The 17,352-nt window shown below is 53.6% G+C and carries 10 protein-coding genes; 5 read left to right on the forward strand and 5 right to left on the reverse strand.

From position 1 onward, the window contains the following. Positions 1 to 167 precede the first annotated feature (167 nt). Entirely contained in the window at positions 168 to 3,440 is a 3,273-nt protein-coding gene (locus C4S74_RS17825; protein ID WP_103996646.1) for a S8 family serine peptidase, read from the forward strand. 251 nt (positions 3,441 to 3,691) lie between these two features. Here the strand turns inward: C4S74_RS17825 and C4S74_RS17830 are convergent, their stop codons facing one another. From C4S74_RS17830 to bglX, 5 genes are all read right to left on the reverse strand, one after another. Further along, a complete protein-coding gene (locus tag C4S74_RS17830; RefSeq protein ID WP_103996647.1) occupies positions 3,692 to 4,270 on the reverse strand; it encodes a TetR/AcrR family transcriptional regulator in 579 nt (192 codons plus the stop codon). A 179-nt stretch (positions 4,271 to 4,449) separates the two neighbouring features. Then, a complete protein-coding gene (locus C4S74_RS17835) occupies positions 4,450 to 6,066 on the reverse strand; it encodes a copper amine oxidase N-terminal domain-containing protein (protein ID WP_103996648.1) in 1,617 nt (538 codons plus the stop codon). Positions 6,067 to 6,222: 156 nt separating this feature from the next. Next, positions 6,223 to 7,188 (reverse strand): LacI family DNA-binding transcriptional regulator, encoded by a 966-nt coding sequence (locus C4S74_RS17840; RefSeq protein WP_103996649.1) that lies wholly within the window; start codon positions 7,186 to 7,188, stop codon positions 6,223 to 6,225. A gap of 158 nt (positions 7,189 to 7,346) precedes the next feature. Continuing rightward, on the reverse strand, positions 7,347 to 10,760 hold the full coding sequence (locus C4S74_RS17845; RefSeq protein ID WP_103996650.1) for a GH36-type glycosyl hydrolase domain-containing protein: 3,414 nt from the start codon (positions 10,758 to 10,760) through the stop codon (positions 7,347 to 7,349). A gap of 21 nt (positions 10,761 to 10,781) precedes the next feature. Next, positions 10,782 to 12,941, reverse strand: coding sequence for a beta-glucosidase BglX (gene bglX, locus C4S74_RS17850; RefSeq protein ID WP_103996651.1), 2,160 nt, complete (start codon positions 12,939 to 12,941; stop codon positions 10,782 to 10,784). A 348-nt stretch (positions 12,942 to 13,289) separates the two neighbouring features. On the opposite strand from bglX, the gene C4S74_RS17855 reads away from it, so the two are divergent. From C4S74_RS17855 to C4S74_RS17870, 4 genes are all read left to right on the forward strand, one after another. Continuing rightward, the gene (locus tag C4S74_RS17855) at positions 13,290 to 14,552 is read left to right on the forward strand and encodes a sugar ABC transporter substrate-binding protein (RefSeq protein WP_103996652.1); all 1,263 of its coding nucleotides are present in this window, start codon (positions 13,290 to 13,292) and stop codon (positions 14,550 to 14,552) included. Between the two features lie 111 nt (positions 14,553 to 14,663). Further along, on the forward strand, positions 14,664 to 15,551 hold the full coding sequence (locus C4S74_RS17860) for a carbohydrate ABC transporter permease (RefSeq protein ID WP_103996653.1): 888 nt from the start codon (positions 14,664 to 14,666) through the stop codon (positions 15,549 to 15,551). A 20-nt stretch (positions 15,552 to 15,571) separates the two neighbouring features. Next, positions 15,572 to 16,435: a carbohydrate ABC transporter permease gene (locus tag C4S74_RS17865; protein WP_009675348.1), complete on the forward strand. Its 864-nt coding sequence runs from the start codon at positions 15,572 to 15,574 to the stop codon at positions 16,433 to 16,435. Between the two features lie 254 nt (positions 16,436 to 16,689). Next, on the forward strand, positions 16,690 to 17,343 hold the full coding sequence (locus tag C4S74_RS17870; RefSeq protein WP_103996654.1) for a hypothetical protein: 654 nt from the start codon (positions 16,690 to 16,692) through the stop codon (positions 17,341 to 17,343). Positions 17,344 to 17,352: the final 9 nt, after the last annotated feature.

The raw sequence follows: 17,352 nt of genomic DNA on the forward strand, positions 1-17,352 counted from the left end.
TAAAATATTTTCTGTAAAAAAGCTGAAATTAACCATTTTTTATGGAATACAAGACCTTTAAGAACTGTCTTACATAGTGTACAGGCCTAATCTTGATAAAGGGAGGAGGTTCCGGATCGTTCACTAGCTCGTTTATTGTTCAAATATGAATGAAAAGAGGGAACTAGTTGAAAAATCGCCATCTCATCCAAAAATTATCCGTGATGTCGCTCGCGTTTGCATTCGTTGCAGGTACGGCGCTGCCTCATGCCAGTGCAGCCCAGTCCGGCAAAAGCATCCATCCGCGTACCCAGCTCAATGGTTCTCTGAATCCCGGTACAAACTCGCTCCCGGGCCAGGTCAAGGGGTATATTTCCCCGAAACTGAATACGGCCTCCACGAACTCCGTCCGTGTCATCGTCCAGCTGCAAAATCAGCCGGTCGCCGTAGGCAAGTACGCCGCCAAGCAGGGCATGTCCGCTCTGGCAGCCGAATCTACCGAAGCGGCCATCAAGCAGGAGCAGACCGCTCTGGTCAGCGCCGCCAAAGGCAGTGGAATTAACCTGCAGGTCAATTACCAGTATAATACAGTTTTAAACGGACTGGAAGTAACCGTTCCGGCGAACAAAATTCCCGCGCTGGCAAAACTGGCCGGCGTTAAATCGATTCACCCCAGCGCCAACTATTTCCCTATCCCCGTAGATGAACCGAAAGGGCTCGATGTCAGCAGCCCCAATTTCGACATCACTCCGCTGAAACAGATCGGCGCGGATGTCGCCTGGGCCAAAGGCCTCACCGGCAAAGGCCTCAAAGTCGGCGTTATCGATACCGGAGTCGACTATCTTCACCCCGACTTGAAGGATGCCTATAAAGGCGGCTACGATTCCTTCGAGAAGGATAACGACCCTTACGAAGAGCCTCCGCTTACTCCGGAGGAAGATCCTTACGGCACCGGATTTGAAGGGACGTCTCACGGCACCCACGTATCCGGAACGATCGTAGGAAGAGCATCCAACCCAAGCTCGGACATCGTTCAAAAAGGCGTCGCTTACGAAGCCGATTTGTATGTATATAAAGTGCTCGGCCGGAATCCCGAAACGGGAAAATCGTCCGGCTCCTCGGCCCAGGTCATCGACGGCATCGAGCATGCGGTTAAAGACGGCATGAACGTCATTAACCTGTCTCTCGGTTCCGATTCCGAGAAAGACCCGAACTCCCCCGACGTCGTGGCCATCAACAACGCCGTGCTCGGCGGCGTAACGGCCGTTATCGCGAACGGCAATGCGGCGGATAAAGGGCCTTACTACTATTCGCTGGGCTCGCCCGCCACCTCGCAGCTCGCGATTTCCGTCGGCGCCGTAACCAGCCCGAAAACGCAGTATACGGCAACCGTGTCCGAAGCGGTCTATACAGCGCCCGTCAGCGCCGGTGCCGCCGCAGTCACACCGGTGACACCTACGGCGGCCGGATACAATCTCAACGTGATGGCCTGGGAAACCGGCCTGGAAAACTTCGCCTCCATCCTGGGCACGAACCCGAGAGACGTCGTGTACGTCAACCTGGGCCAGCCTCAGGATTATGAAGGCAAAGACGTCACCGGCAAAGTCGTCCTGATTTCCCGCGGAAATCTTGCCTTCGTGGACAAGATCGCCAATGCCAAGCAAAGAGGCGCGAAAGCGGCGATTATTTTCAACGGCAACACCGAACGCACAGACCCGACTAAAGTCGATCTTTCCGAATCGGTCATCGGCCGTGACGGCTTTATCGGTTCCGCCGCTTATCTCGGCGACGGCTTCGAATACATTCCGACCTTCGATATGAAAGGTACGGAAGGACGCGCCCTCGCCAGAAAAGCGCTGGCCGCTCAAGGCCAGACGCTGAAGCTCGCTTTTGGGGCCAACTATCCGAAGAGCGAAATCCCGGGCGATACGATGGCGACGTTCAGCTCGCGCGGTCCGAACGTGGACAGCGACCTAAGTATCAAGCCGGATATCAGCGCACCGGGTGTGAGCATCCTGTCCACTTGGCCCGCCTACGGCAAGCAGAAGCCGGATGCGAACTACAATACGGCCTACAGCCGCATCAGCGGCACAAGCATGGCGACTCCGCACGTAGCCGGACTTGCGCTGCTGCTGAAACAGCAGCATCCGGACTGGTCGCCGCTGGATATCCGCGCCGCGCTGGCTAACACGGCGGACACAATCAGCGACCTGGACGGCAAGCTGTACGACGTCTACTCGCAGGGCGCGGGCCGTGCGAACGTCGGTACTGCCGTGAAAACGCAGGCGCTGCTCCAATCCGTGGAGCCGATCACGATTCTCGACAAGTACTGGCAGCCGCAAGCCGTGACGAATTACAATCCGTCCGTCAGCTTCGGCCTTCTCGCTCCGGGAACGAACGCCCAAAAGGAGCTCCGCCTGAAAAACGTGTCCAAGCAAAGCGTGACATACTCGGCCAAAGTCGTGCTGCATCCGAACGTAACGTCGGATCCTAACGCTCCGACCCAAACGCCGGATGTCGCTAACCTGACCGCTCAGCTGCTCGGCCTGCAAAACGGTAAGCTGACCGTTGCGGCCGGTGCGTCCAAAGGATTTTATTTGTCCGTAACACCGAAAAACAACGCGGTTAAAGGCGTTTATGAAGGCGAAGTGCTTCTCGAAAGAAGCGGCCAGCCTTCGCTGCACCTGCCTTTCGCCGTTCATGTCGGCCAGGATAAGCCGGAAACCGGATTCGGTCTGCAGGAACTGGAGCAAACGGAAAATGCCATTTATCCCGATAATCTTGACGGCTCCCCGACCACAACCGATCTTTCCTTCCGTCTGACGGCTAAAGATGTGAACGTGATTTCCCTCTGGGCTGTGGGACTCGACGACAAAGAGATCGGCATCATCGACGAAATCACACAGACCGATGCTAACGGCCGCCTTAAACTGATCGAGCCGGGCGTTTACTCGTTCGAAGGCATCGACGGTTCTTATGTCGACGGAGAACTGGATGCCAGCGGTGAACTGAAGGTGAAGCAGCTCTCGGCAGGCACCTACAAGCTCGCCGTAATCGCCCAGAAGATCGACGAGTTCGGCAACAACGTGGACGGCATCACCTACACGGCTTACAGCTCCCTGCGTATCGCCAATCTGGAGAGCGACCGTGTCGCCAAAGCGAAAGACGATTTTAAAGCCAAAATCGTCAATACGCGCAAAATCAACCAGCCGGTTCTGCAGCTTCCTAAAACGGACGGAATCGTGTACAAGGTCACCAACAGCTCCAACAAAGCGTATGTCGACAACAGCGGCGTTCTGAAGTTCGTTCCGAACAGCGGAGTCGTCAATGTCGAGCTGACCGTCACCATTTCATCCGCCAAGAACCCGGCCGTCAAAACTACGGTCAAAGTTCCTGTCGTGCTGAGCAAATCGTCCATTCCGCAGCGTCAAACTGCCGATGAAGGCGTGCTCGCCGAATAAGGCGTCAGCAGCGTCAGCAGCGTCAGCAGCGTCAGCAGCGTCAGCAGCGTCAGCAGCGTCAAAAAGCCATCCTCCGGCAGCCTTCGGGCAGCCGGGTGGCTTTTTTTACGGTTCGGCGGATGTCATCAACCGATCGGCATTTTGCCTGCTCAGCTTGAGCCGCCGTTGTCGTCTATCGACACATCTGTCCGTTTCAACGTATAAAAAAGGTCCATGCCGGAACGTCACCGTTCCTGTACACGACCTATATTTCATTTATTCGAGGGATTCCCCCCGCCGTTCCACCAGAGGCCGAAAAGCATCTCCGCCCATTCCTCGGTCGGCACGTTCAACCAATTCGGCGTATCGATCGCATGGAAAAATACCGCCGTAATCACCGGAAGAGGAATATCCGCCCGCAGCGCGCCCGCTTCCTGGGCTTTTTGGAACAGCGCAGTCAGCTTTTTTTTCAAATCCGCGTGGCCTTCATTCAAAAATTCGAGATCCAGTCTCGCTTTGTCCGAAGCACTTTCATCGATTTTGGGGGCCGCCAGCATCAGCGTATGGAAATTCGACAGCTCCAGAAAAATAAGCAGCACTTTTTTTATGGCCGCTACAGGCTCGAGATGCTCGATCCCTTCGCAGGCCTCGATCGTCTGCTCCATCGTTCTGCGCATGCAGGCCGCGACGATCTCTTCCTTGTTGGCGTAATATTCGTAGATTGTGCTTCTTGCGCCCGACAGCATTTCGGACAAGGCTTTCAGGTGAAAGCCGTCGTAGCCGCGCTCCATCAATAAGCGCTCGGTCGCGTCCAGCAGCTCCGATTTAGTAAACGCCCGTTGTCTCGCCATAACCCTCTTCCCCTTCCTCCCCCTATCTTATCACCGCGCGGTAAGACAGACAAACCCCGCTGGAAAGCCCGGACGCAGCCATCGAAAAAATCAAAACTGATTTATCAGCAAACAAAAAGACGATCGGCCCCTATCTTAAAGAACCGATCGCCCCGCATGTAACGGCAGGCTGCTCGAAATTATTGTTCCGTTCCAAATACATTGATGCGCCTAAGCAATTTGTGTTCATTGTCATGAATAATAATATTGCCCTGGCTGTCTACAGCAAAGTCTACAGGAATAGAATCATCGAAAAATTCCATTTCTAAAGTTCCCACAGTAACCTCCCCACCCGGTCCACGCGGGCCAAACGGAGTATAAGGCAAATCCTCAAAATTAAAGTTACTCGTCGCGATACGATCATAGGTTTTGGTTTTAGGCTCATACAAGCCACTATTGTAGCGAAGCTCGCTTAATTTCACGTAATCCTCGACTTTACCGGTGACATCGATTTTATAGAATCCCTTTTTATCAGCCGCATAAAAAAATTCGCCTTTTGAGGCGGCTGCACCGATCTTCTCCATCTTTATTTTGGCAACCTCGATAAGACGTCCGTCTTCCCGCAGCATATGAATGGTTTTATTTACGTAATCCATTAAATAAATCTTGTTGTCCTTAATGAGCGAAACAAGCTTAGGCTTTTTTTCAGCTGCTATAACCGCTTTTAGAGATCGTTCTTTTCCCGCTTCTACCGAATAAATACTTCCAAAGAATGTATTACTGAAGATCAAGTTGACGCCATCCAACGTTGTCATTATGTCATTTTCTTCGTCGAACAAGGTCTCATCTGCATTATAAGTAATTAATTTTAACTCGGGAAGAATTTCATAAATGACTATTTTAATATCTTTCTTGTCTACACTGGCCAACATATACAGTTTGTCGCGCTTCTCATCGTAAAAAATTTTCTCGGGTGCCAAATCTCTATAGGACAGACTTTGAACCTGATTTTTTTTATCCAAATACTCGATATCAAACTTTTCGTTTAAATTCAAAACTTGTTCCAACTTTCTGTTATCTCCCGTCTTTTGATTATACTTGGAGATAACATACTCGTGCTTGATTGGGCGTTTCGCATCGTAGTCAATCATATAAATATCGTCGTTAGAATCGGTCACAAAGCTGGATACAAAGCGTGTTTTGGCACTCTTGCACTCTAAAAATTTAATACATATCTTTGTATAGGATTTCCCTATCTTAAGAGAGAGATTATCGACGGTCGGATGCTCCAGTTTTTTCTTTGGAGCTTCTTTTTCAGGGGCTGGAGGAACCGGTTTAGTCTCTTCTTTAGGTACGATAGTGATCACCTTGGAAACATTGTCGTAAGCAACGTTGCGGTTCAAACTCTCGGCGATAAAGCGCAGAGGCACCAGAGTTGTCTCATTTACGATTGCAGCCGGCTGATCCAGAACTGTCGGAACTCCGTTTACGTCGGCTTCGGGCTGACCTACCGACAACGTGACGGTACGATCGTTGCCTTTGAGTGTGACCGTCTGTGTGGAATTTTCCCAACTCACTTCGGCTCCCAGCAGTTCTCCGAGAAACCGAAACGGAACCATGCTGGTATCTTTAATCAATACTGGCGCTGCAGGCATAACAGTTTTCTGCCCGTCAACATCCGCTTGCGGATTCCCAATCGACAGGGTAATAATCCGGTTTTTCCCCGCAGACTCTGCCGACGCATGATCCTGATATTGAAAACATATAGTTACTCCAAATAATAAAAGAGATAACTTTAATAACTTTTTTATTAGCATATATTTCCTCCTGTTTTGTACTATTATCAGTATAATATTTTTGTTCCTTCCTGTATCTACCTAATTTGAGCTTTATAAGTCTTATTTCATAACAAAAAACAAGAAAGATCCCGAATCTTCTCGGACCTTTCTTGTTTATATTTGAAGCAGCCGAGCTTACACATCTCCCACCGAATCGCCCTTCACCAGCGTAACGTAAATCCGTTCATGCTCGACCGTCTCTCCGGCGATCAGCTTCAACAGCTGCTCCGCCGCCAGCGCGCCCCACTTGTGTTTGGAATAATCGATCGTAGCCAGCCGCGGGCTGACGTACGCCGACAGCTCAATATTGTCGAAGCCAATAAGATGGATATGCTCGCCGATGCGGTAATCCGATTCGGCCACAGTGTTATAGACACCGATTGCCATCTCGTCATTAAGACAAAGAACGGCGGTCGGCTCCTTATATTGTTCCAGAATGAGCCTTGCGGCTTTCTCCCCGGACTCTTTATCGAAGCTGCCCGGCAGTTCGGTGCAGTCGACATCCTTATAGCGGCTCACGGTTTGCCGGACGGCATGTAAGCGCTTGTCGGAATCGTAAGAATCCGGCGGTCCCGCTACCACATACAGCTTACGGTGACCTTTTTCCAGAACGTAATCGGCAGCCAGATTGGCCCCCGCTTTGTTATCCAGAAGCACCTGATTGATGTTCGGGTGAATCAGCTCGCGGTCGAGCACGACGATTTTATGCCCCCGGTCCGCATGCTGCAGCAGTTCTTCGTTGGAAAATGCCGCATCCAGGATAATGGCCCCGTCGATCAGCCGTTCCGGCAGGAAGCGGTGAGATTGGGACCCGCTGCAGACGATAAGCTCGTAGCCGTGCTGGTTTAAATAAGCCTTGATTCCCTGCAAAAGATGTCCGTAGAATGGACCGCTGAAATCGGTCAGAAAAACGCCGATAATTTTGCTTTCCCGCTTTTTTAGCGTGCGGGCCGCCGCATTGGGGGTATAGTTCAGTTCCTTGGCGATCGCCAAAATCCGGGCGCACGTCTCGTCGGTTACTTTGGGGCTGCCGTTTAGCGCGTAAGATACCGTTGAAATGGATACGCCGGCTTTTTTTGCGATATCTTTAATGCTTACCACTATTCTCGCTCCTAACCTTGTTGCATTCGCTGTATTCTCTGGTTTCGTTTAGCCTTCTCACACTCCGTACTCTCGCTTCTATTTATTTACTATACCATTAAATGAACCTGTAAAAGAGATGCAAAAGGGCGATCCGTGAAGATCGCCTTTCGCCTCGTTTAGCTGTAAATCTCGATCACGTTCGGCCCTTCCGCGGTCAGGCTTTCCAACTGCCCGCCGCTCAGGCGGAATCCTCCGGTCCGGTAGCGGTTGTGCAGTCTCTCGGCGGACGCTTCGTGTCCGTTTATCGTGACGCGGGAAACTTCACGGCCGCTCAGGTGGTACACAAAGGTCACCGGCCGGTCCAGAATGCGGAACTGGAAGCAGAGACCGTCCAGCTCTTCGCCCAGCACGGGGTCCACAACGAGACTTCCGGCGTCCATGCGGATGCCCAGACCGTTCGAAATGAGCTGGTTCATGTAAATTCCAGGGCCGCTGGAGTAAATTCTCCAGCCGCCTTTGACCGGCACGCTGCCGTCGCGCAGCTCGTTAAAGCGCTCCTGCGCCTCATAGCGCGTGTTGAACTTCCCGTCGGAGCTGCTGAAATACGCGTTGCTCTGGCGGAGCTCCGCATTCGGCACCACGTCCTGAAGACGGACGGGGTTGATCATCTGGAGCCCGCGCCACACTTCGCCGGTCTTGCCCAGCTTCGCCATCGCTTCGACGTAGCGGATATGGGCATGCACGTACTGGAGGCCGACTTCACGGCCGAAATTCGCGGCCTGCTCGGCACGCTTGAAGTTCGTGCTGACGCCGCCCGCGTAATTCGCGGGCCGGTTCATAAGGCGGACGCCGTCCGGGCAGTACATTTCCGCCTTGATGAGGCGGTAATGGGCTTCCGCCTGCTCCGGCGTCAGCAGCTCGCTGATCATGCTGCGCGTCATCGGCAGCAGCCGGTAAGTGATCCCGGTCTTCGTATCCTCCGGATGGAGCATCTTCTCGGCTTTGCCGGGCTCCTCCAAGTACAAGAAACCGGGGATCACGGACTCTTCGGACGGCAGCATATAGCGCATGTAATCGGCCTGGATGCTGTCCGCCATGCCGCGCAGCTCCGCCGCCAGCGCGCCGTGGCTGTCCGCCAGCACGCCGGACAGCCGACGGAAGACCTGATAGGTCAGCGATACGGTCCAGGAGCTGACCATAAACTTCTTCAGCTGGGCGTTAGCCGGCTGAAGCGTGTCGTCCCAGTCTCCGTCCCCGTAGGAGGACAGATGGGTATCATGCAGGAAGTGGCTGCGGATGTAGCCGATTTCCTTGACGGCATGCTCCAGCAGAGAAGCGGTCTCTTCCGTAAAGTTCCCCCCGTGGCGCTGCGTATACGGAAGCTGTTCCTCCAGGATCGAGAAATCCCCGGTAGCGCTTAAATAATCCGCGAGCACCTTCAGAGGCCAGACGATAACGTCCCCGTGGCTTTCTTCCTGCTGGATATGAGAATACCGGTCGAACATGAACCACTGCGGCCAACTGCCGTCGTCTTCGAACTGATGGGAAAACACGGTCCGGATAATGTCCCGGACTTCGCCGTACTTCCCGGTCGCCAGGAAATATTCGGACGGCCCCTGGCATACGTCACGCGTACCCCATGCCGCTCCGCCGTACTGTTCCAGGCCGTGCGGAACGGAATAATGAACGAGCATGTTGTGCGTGTACCACCAGGCAAGCACGTTCATTTTCGCCAGCTCCGGATCGTTCTCACCGCCGGCCCGGTAGAGGTGGAAGCCGTTCATGACAGATCCGAGGAACGCACGGTAACGCTCCGCTTCCGAATCCGCTTCCCGGTCCGCGAACGCCAGCTCTTCCCCGCGTAAAAGACCTTGGACGGTCATGCTCCAGGCGGAGCTTTCCCCCAGCTCCAGTACGGCCAGGGAAGCGGAACCCCGTTCCGCCTTCGGCGCAAGGCGCGTTTCGTCCGTCAACCGGAGAGGAGCCCCCGTGACCTGCATGCGGTAGGCGAGCTCCGGCCAGACCTGCGCACTGTCCGAATCTTCATCCGCGGTGAATGTAAGCGTCCGGCCGTCTTCTTGTACCGACAGATGAAACGGAACTTCGTACTCGTTGTTGTTCATCGAAACCTGATGAGTCACCAGGAAGCGGTAGGCTTTGCCTCCGTCAGAACGGAGCTGGAGACGCAGCTCCGGCGCATCCGCTGCTGTAAAGCCCGTTACAATGACCGTGTCATCGGCCAGTTTATAGTACCAGCGGGTATAGTTGAACCCGATTTCGAACAGGGACGGCATCGTCAGCAGACGATATTTCCCGCCGGTTTCGATATATATGCGCTGCCCCGATGTTTTCGAGACGTTGAGAGCATTGCGCGCGTTCGTCAGCATTTTGTTAAACGACGTATTGCCCACGGTCAGCTGGGAATTGAACAACCCGTACATGTAAGCGGTCGACGTTAAAACAGCTTCCCGGAGCCGGGCGTTATCCCCGCTCATCAGAATATGCCCGTGCGGACGCTCGACGCGGAGCTCCTTGGCTTTCAGCACGACGTGTTCGTTTGTGTCCGTGAAAAAGGAAAGCAGCTCGCCTTCCAGCGATTCTTCCAGACGGCGGTCGGGAAAATAACCGGCCACTTCATCATGGGTCATCGTCAATCCGGCAAGCGGCGCTCCGATATCTGCCGCCAAACGCACCGGCTCCAGAGCTGCCGAATCGCTCACGCTGCCGCTGCCGCCGACTTTGCCTCCGATGCCGCTGGCAGCCGTGTTCAAAGATTCGGCCTGTTCTCGGGCGGCGGAAACTTCCGCAGCGAACTCGAGAGCGGTAACGGCTTCGGGGTGATTCTCTTTGAACAGTCCGTAAAAAACGAACCGGACCGGCTCAGCGCCCGGAATGACCCGGCCGGATTGCAGCGCCGTATAAGCAAACTCGTACTGGTAAATCTCATTGGCGAGATGAGGACGGGCTAGCGCTTCGGGCTTATCCGTTTCTTTATAGGAAAGCCCGTAAAATTGGAAGCCGTCGGTAGAGTATCCTTCCGCTCCGGTCAGCGATCCCTGCTGCACATACGAAAAAGCGCCGCCCTGCGGCTGATTCTGTCTCGAACAGACGACATACCCGCGCTTTTCGTCCCGGTAAACGCTGTGATCGATATATTGGGACATGTACGCTTCGTTGCTCCGTACCGCCCCTTTATCCGCAAGACCGAGATCCTGACCGTACAGGATATCAACCGGAGTGTCTCCGGCGCCTCCCGTCAGCACTACGTCCCAAAACCAGACGTTTTGCGGAGTCAGCGTAAATGTTACTTCGTAAGCTATGTCTTCAACCTTTCCGTTCCAGGCGAAGCCGGATTCCTTCCGTCTCATAAGGCTGCCGGAACGGACGCCAAGCAGAGGAAACGCCTCAATGCCTTCTTCACGGTGTAAACGCAGATACAGGTTGTTCATCGAGCCGTCCAGCGGGTTTCCGATCCACTGGTTGATCAGGGTCGAACCGGAAACGATTTGCCCGATATCCCCGCTGTTCAGAAAAGAAAATTGCAGGCTGCCCGATTGCAGCTGGTAGGACCGATCCTTCAACTGGGTCATGGTGATGTTCACTCGCTTTCTTTACTTCGTTAGTCGGAACCGGAGCTCTGCGGTATCACGGCTGTTCGGGCCGACGAAGACGGCAAACTCTCCCGGATCGCTTGCAAAACTCAGATCGGAATGATGATAACGGAGCTGTTCTTCGGTCAAGTCGAACCGAATTTCGGCTTTTTCGCCCGGCTTCAGGAATAATTTCCGGTACGCCTTCAGTTCCTTAACCGGACGGACAACCTCACCCGACAGGTCACGTATATACAGCTGGACGACTTCTTCTCCTGCGGTTTCTCCTGTATTGGTCACGTTGACCCGTACTGTCAGCGGCTTCTCCGCCGTCATGCTTGCCGAGTCAAGTGTCGGAGTGCCGTAGGCGAAGGTCGTGTAGCTTAAACCGAATCCGAAAGGAAGCAAAGGCTCGTTGGGAATATCCAGATATTTGGAAACGTAATGCTCCTGGGCGTCCTGCGCATCTTTGGGCCGTCCCGTATTAAAGTGATTGTAATAGACCGGCACCTGCCCGACGCTGTAAGGGAAGCTCATGGACAGCCTTCCGGACGGGTTGGCCCGGCCGAAGAGCAGATCGGCGACCGCCGAGCCTCCTTCGGTGCCCGGGAACCAGGCCTCCAGCACGGCGTCCGCCTGATCGATCAGGCCGTGCAGGTCGAGCGGACGGCCGTTGAACAGCACGGCCGCCATCGGCTTGCCGAGCGTCTTCAGCTCGGCGACAAGCCTCAGCTGCGCTTCCGGCAGCCAGATGTCGCCGCGGCTGCAAGCCTCGCCGCTCATCCCGGAGTGCTCGCCCAGCGCCAGCACGATGACATCGGCGCCGCGCGCCGCTTCCAGCGCGGCCGCGGTCTGCTCCGCCGTGCCGCTTTCGATGCCGCAGCCTTCCGCAACGGCGATCCGGGACGGATCGGTGTGCGCGGCCATGCCGGCAGCCAGCGGCACCGCTTCGTCCTGCGAGCCGAGCCACGACCACGGCCCCAGGATGTCGCCGCTATTGGCGAACGGGCCGATCAGGGCGATGCTGCGGTCCGGCTTCAGCGGCAGGACGCCTTCGTTCTTGAGCAGAACGCACGATTTCTGCGCCAGTTCTCTTGCCGCGCTGCGGTATTCCGCGCAGAGCACCACTTCCCGCTCGCGCTCTTCATCCGCGCCGCGGTAGGGATCGTCAAACAAGCCGAGCTTCTGTTTGAGCCGCAGAATGCGGAGCACGCCTTCGTCGATGAGCGCTTCGTCGACTTCCCCCGAAGCGACTAGTGCCGGGAGATGATGCACGTAGCACGCGGTCATCATCTCGATATCGACGCCCGCCTCGATCGCCCGGCGGGCGGCTTCGGCTTCATCCGCGGCGGTTCCGTGCGGAATCAGTTCCTTGACGGCTCCCCAGTCGGAGATCAGGACGCCGTCGAAGTTCCATTCCCCGCGCAGCAGATCGCGCATGAGGCGTTTGTTGCCGCTGGCCGGAATACCGTCCACGGTGTTGAAGGACGTCATGACCATCTCGCAGCCTTCCTCCAGAGCGGCCTTGTAAGCCGGCAGATACTGCTCCCGGAGCTGGCGTTCCGACATGTCCACGGTGTTGTAGTCGCGGCCGCCTTCCCCCGCGCCGTAGGCGGCGAAATGCTTGACGCAGGCCGCCACCCGCTCCTTGTCGCCGGTCAGGTCCGCGCCCTGGAATCCGCGCACGAAAGCCCGCGCGTATTCGCCGTTCAGGTACGGGTCTTCGCCCGTCGACTCCATCACGCGTCCCCAGCGGGGATCGCGCACCAGGTCGGCCATCGGGGCGAAAGTCACGTGCACGCCGGATACGGCGGCTTCTCTCGCCGCGATTTCCGCGCTTTTCTCGGCCAGCTCCATATCCCAGGAGCAGCCGGTGGCCAGCGGTACCGGGAAGATCGTCCGGTATCCGTGCACGACGTCCGCCATAAACAGCAGCGGGATCGCTTTCGGTCTGCCGCGCAGGTGAGCTTCCTGGACCGCCTTGACCTGCCCGGCGCCGGCTACGCCCAGAACGGAGCCCGCGTGGGCCGTCATCTCGCCGGTAATGCCCATGGAAGCCATGGGACCGGTAATCTGCCCGTCCGCCCCTTCAAAAAAAGGACCCGCCAGCTGCAGCAGCTGAGCGATTTTTTCCTCCAGCGTCATTTCCTTCATCCTAGCCAGCAGCTGTTCTTCCGTCATACCGCCGCCTCCTCGCGCAGAATTTTTTCTTGCTTTTTCTTATAGAAATTTTAGTAGCACGAGTGCCGGAGCACTCCGAAAAAGCTTGCATAAAACGATAAGTGAAACGTTTCGATTTCCTTTGATTTGAATTATAACCGTCCTTTTTGAATGAAGTCAAACGGAATCTGTCAAGGTAAATAGGATTTTGTAAGCGTTTTATGCTTGTTAGAAATAGAACTTGAATACGGTTCCAGGATGTTTTATAATGATTTCGAAACGTTTCGATTGCTTTTCAGCTAACATTTAACCTTTACGATTAAGGGTAAACTATCACCATAATAAGGATTCCTACGGGAGGCAGACAGTATGAAACGGAAAAATTGGGCGGCAGGAATTGCGACTACGGTTCTTTTGACAAGCGTTCTATCGGGTTGCGGAGGAAGCGGCGCAAGCGGCGGCGACAAAGGCAGCGGAGAATCCGGAGGAAAAGTGACGCTGAACGTATGGGGAATGGGCGAAGAAGCGAAATCCCTTCCGAAAATCGCGGAACAGTTCGAGAAGGATAATCCGAACATCAAAATCAACGTGCAGGCGCTGCCTTGGGCTTCGGCTCACGATAAGCTGCTGACGGCGGTCGCTTCCAAGAAAGGTCCGGACGTTCTGCAGATGGGAACGACCTGGATTCCGGAATTCGCGGCGGCAGGCGCTTTGATGGACCTTAAACCGATGACGGATAAATATCCCGAAATCAAAGAAGACAATTTCTATCCGGGTTCGATCCAAACGACCAAATATGATGATAAAACGGTAGGCGTGCCGTGGTACATCGACACCCGCGTTCTGTACTACCGCACGGATCTTCTGAAAGAGGCGGGCTATAACGAGGCGCCGAAAACGTGGGAAGAACTTCAAGACGCGGCCCAGAAGCTGACCAAGCGCGGCAGCGGCAAGTACGGCATCTCGCTCGATCCGAAAGAGCAGTCCCTGACTTTCATGTTCGCCCGTCAAAACGGCTCCAAGCTGCTGGACGGCAAGCAGCCTTTGTTCGATCAGCCGCAGTTCGTTGAAGCCGTAGAGTATCTCAACAGCTTCTTCAAGAACGGTTCCGCGCCGAAAGATCTCGGTATCGACGCCGTACAGGGCTTGAGCGGCGACGGCATCGTGCCGATGTTCATCAGCGGCCCATGGATGGTTAAGCTTATCAACGACAAGGCTCCCGAGCTGAAAGGCAAATGGGCCACGGCCGTCCTTCCGAAGAAAGAAAACAACATTTCCGCGCTGGGCGGCTCCAACTTGTCGGTCTTCCAGCATACGGAGCATAAAGAAGAAGCGATGAAATTCCTGGCCTATATGAGCAAGCCGGAAACCCAACTGAAATGGCTCGAAATGACACAATCGATGCCGGCAGCCAAGAAAGCCTGGGAAGATCCTGTCCTGAAGGAAGATCCGAACTATAAAGTGATCGGCGAGCAAATGAAAGCTTCCGAGCCGATGCCGATGATCAAACCTTGGGAAGAAATCGCCCAGGCTTACCTGAAAAGCTTTGAACGCATCTACCGCGGCCAGGCGGAAGTAAAGCCGGAGCTGGATGCCTTCAACAAGCAGGCTCAGCAAATTTTGAACAAGTAACCGCACGGACGGAAAATAACCCGAAGCCGGCCGGCCCTCAGGGGCCGGTCCGGCTATTAACGGTCCATCCTTTTTAACCGGGCTGGACGACAGTGAAAGAAGGGACATGAGATGAAGGGCTTCAGCAACAGCAAAGCACCGTACTTTTTTATTGCGCCGACTCTGATCCTGCTCACGGTTTTCTCGCTGCTGCCGATCTTTATTGCGCTCATTATCAGTTTCACCGATATGGATCTCGCGGGTCTGGCCGATTACTCCAACATCAATTTCATCGGCTTCAAAAACTATATCAGTGTCCTGCAGGATCCGATTTTTATTAAATCGATTACGAACACTCTTTTTTACGTGATTATCGGGGTTCCGTGCGTCGTTATTTTATCGCTCGGCATCGCGCTGCTGATCAACTACGGAGCCTCCCGCGTTTTTAAAGCATTCCGGGTCATTTACTACCTCCCTTCCGTTACCAACGTAGTCGCGGTAGCTGTCGTCTGGAGCTATTTGTACAACCCGGCGTTCGGTCTGTTCAACTACGTGCTGGAATCGGCCGGTTTCGATAAGGTTCCGTGGCTGACCGATCCTCTGATCGCGAAAATTTCCCTGATCCTTCTCGCCTTGTGGCGGGCGGTAGGTCTGAACATGATTATTTTCATCGCCGCTCTTCAGGGTATTCCGAAAACGTACTACGAAGCGGCCCAGCTCGACGGAGCCAGCACCTGGAAGCAAATGATTCATATTACGGTTCCCATGCTGCGTTTCGCCATTTTCTTCGTGTCCATCACGACCATGATCGGCTGGCTGCAATTCTTCGAAGAACCGTTCGTTATGACGCAGGGCGGACCGCTGGACGGCACTACGTCCGTGGCTCTGTTCATCTACAACAACGGTTTCAAGCTCAGCAACTTCGGTTACGCCGCGGCGGGTTCGTTCGTCCTGTTCGTCGCCATCATCATCATTACGCTCATTCAGTTCCGGCTTCAGAATAAAGATACGGACATGTAAAAAGAACGGAGGAAAAGCTTATGGCTGCAAAAGCTGCAAAATTACGTCCGGCTGGCGCAGGGACATCGGGATCGAGCCCCTTTTTCCAAGGACTTGTATTTGTCCTGCTGGCCTTGGGCGGCATCGTCTTCCTCATTCCGTTCGTTTGGATGATTCTGTCGGCGTTCAAACCGGAAAGTGAAGTGCTGCGTATTCCGCCCACCCTGTTTCCAGAGACGTTTACGATGGAGAACTTCAAAAATCTGTTCGAACGGATGAACTTCGGCGTCTACTTGAAAAACACCCTGATCGTCGTGCTTTTCTCCTTCGTCGGCCTGTTCCTGAACGCGATGGCGGGCTTCGGCTTCGCCAAATACCGCTTCAAGGGACGCGAAGGTCTTTTCTACCTCGTGCTCGCCACGATGATGATTCCGGGACAGGTCACGATGATTCCCGTGTATCTGATCCTGAACTCCATCGAGCTGACGAACACGCTGGTCGGCGTCGTGCTGCCCGGCCTCGTCGGGGCGTTCGGCGTCTTCTTGTTCCGCCAGTTCATGTCCACGATTCCGGACGAACTGCTGGAAGCGACCCGGCTTGACGGCGCCAGCGAGCTGCGCACCTTCGCCCAGATCGTGCTGCCGATCTCCAAGCCGATCCTGTCGGTGCAGGCGATCCTGACCTTCATCGCAGGCTGGAACAGCTTCCTCTGGCCGCTCATTATCGCCAACGACGAGAAGCTGTACACCCTGTCCGTCGGCTTGTCGCTGCTGAAAGGCCAGTATGACAGCAACTTTGCCCTGCAGATGGCCGGTTCCGCCTTTATGGTCGTGCCGATTCTGATCATTTTCGCGATCTTCCAGAAGTACATCATCGACAACTATTCGATTTCGGGGATGAAGTAAGCGGTGCGAATGAAATTGTAAACACATAGGATTCGAGGATATAGCCGGTGCTGGGAACAGTACCGGTCAGCCTGTAGACACTGTTCCTTTCGGAACAGCTTCTACAGGCTTTTTTGTTGAAGCAATAAAAAGATTATTTACATATATTTCAATATAAACCCATATTTATAAATACGAGTATATTAAAAGATTTAGTATAAAAAATATGGGTTATATATATGTGTAAATTAGTTATAAATTAGGAGGTAAAAATAGTGGAATTAATTAAAGTGATAAAAAAACTCACCACTGCCGGATGCTTAGGAATAGTATTATTTGCCTCGCAGAGCAATATAAGTAGTGCAGCGACACCTCTCACAAATGCTGCGGCTTTCTGGAAATGTACTTGCTTTAGCAACGCTAAAATTGCAGATATTCAATGGTATAAAGACCCCTCTGTTGAACAATTTGGCTTCAATTGGCATGTCAATACAGCAAAAGAATTATGGGATGCTGTTCCAGGGGCAAATATTGGCTTTCAAAACGTAACTTCCTCTGACAACGCTGATCTTCGATTTTTTGCAGGAGACTATTATTGGTCAGAAACTTACGGTATTTTAGCACCTTATGATAAGAGCGGAAACGAAATCCCTGGCTCACTAGCCTATTTAGATAATCCTACTGTAGTATTTTATAAGGCTCATATCCGACTAAATAATTATACGATGAATAATGTTGCTCTTCCTAATGGTGGCACACGACAAATGAGTGGAAATGAAAAGTTAGACGTAGTCACTCACGAACTCGGACACGTTTTGAAATTAAAACATCAGGACGATGGTGTACCGTCAATCATGCAAAGAACTAACATAACCCAATACGGAAATGTTCCACAACTCGATAAAAGTAATGTAGCATTTTACTATTAATTGCAACAT

It is taken from the genome of Paenibacillus sp. UNC499MF (genome assembly GCF_900107975.1).
In the GTDB taxonomy this organism is placed as follows: Bacteria; Bacillota; Bacilli; order Paenibacillales; family NBRC-103111; genus Paenibacillus_F.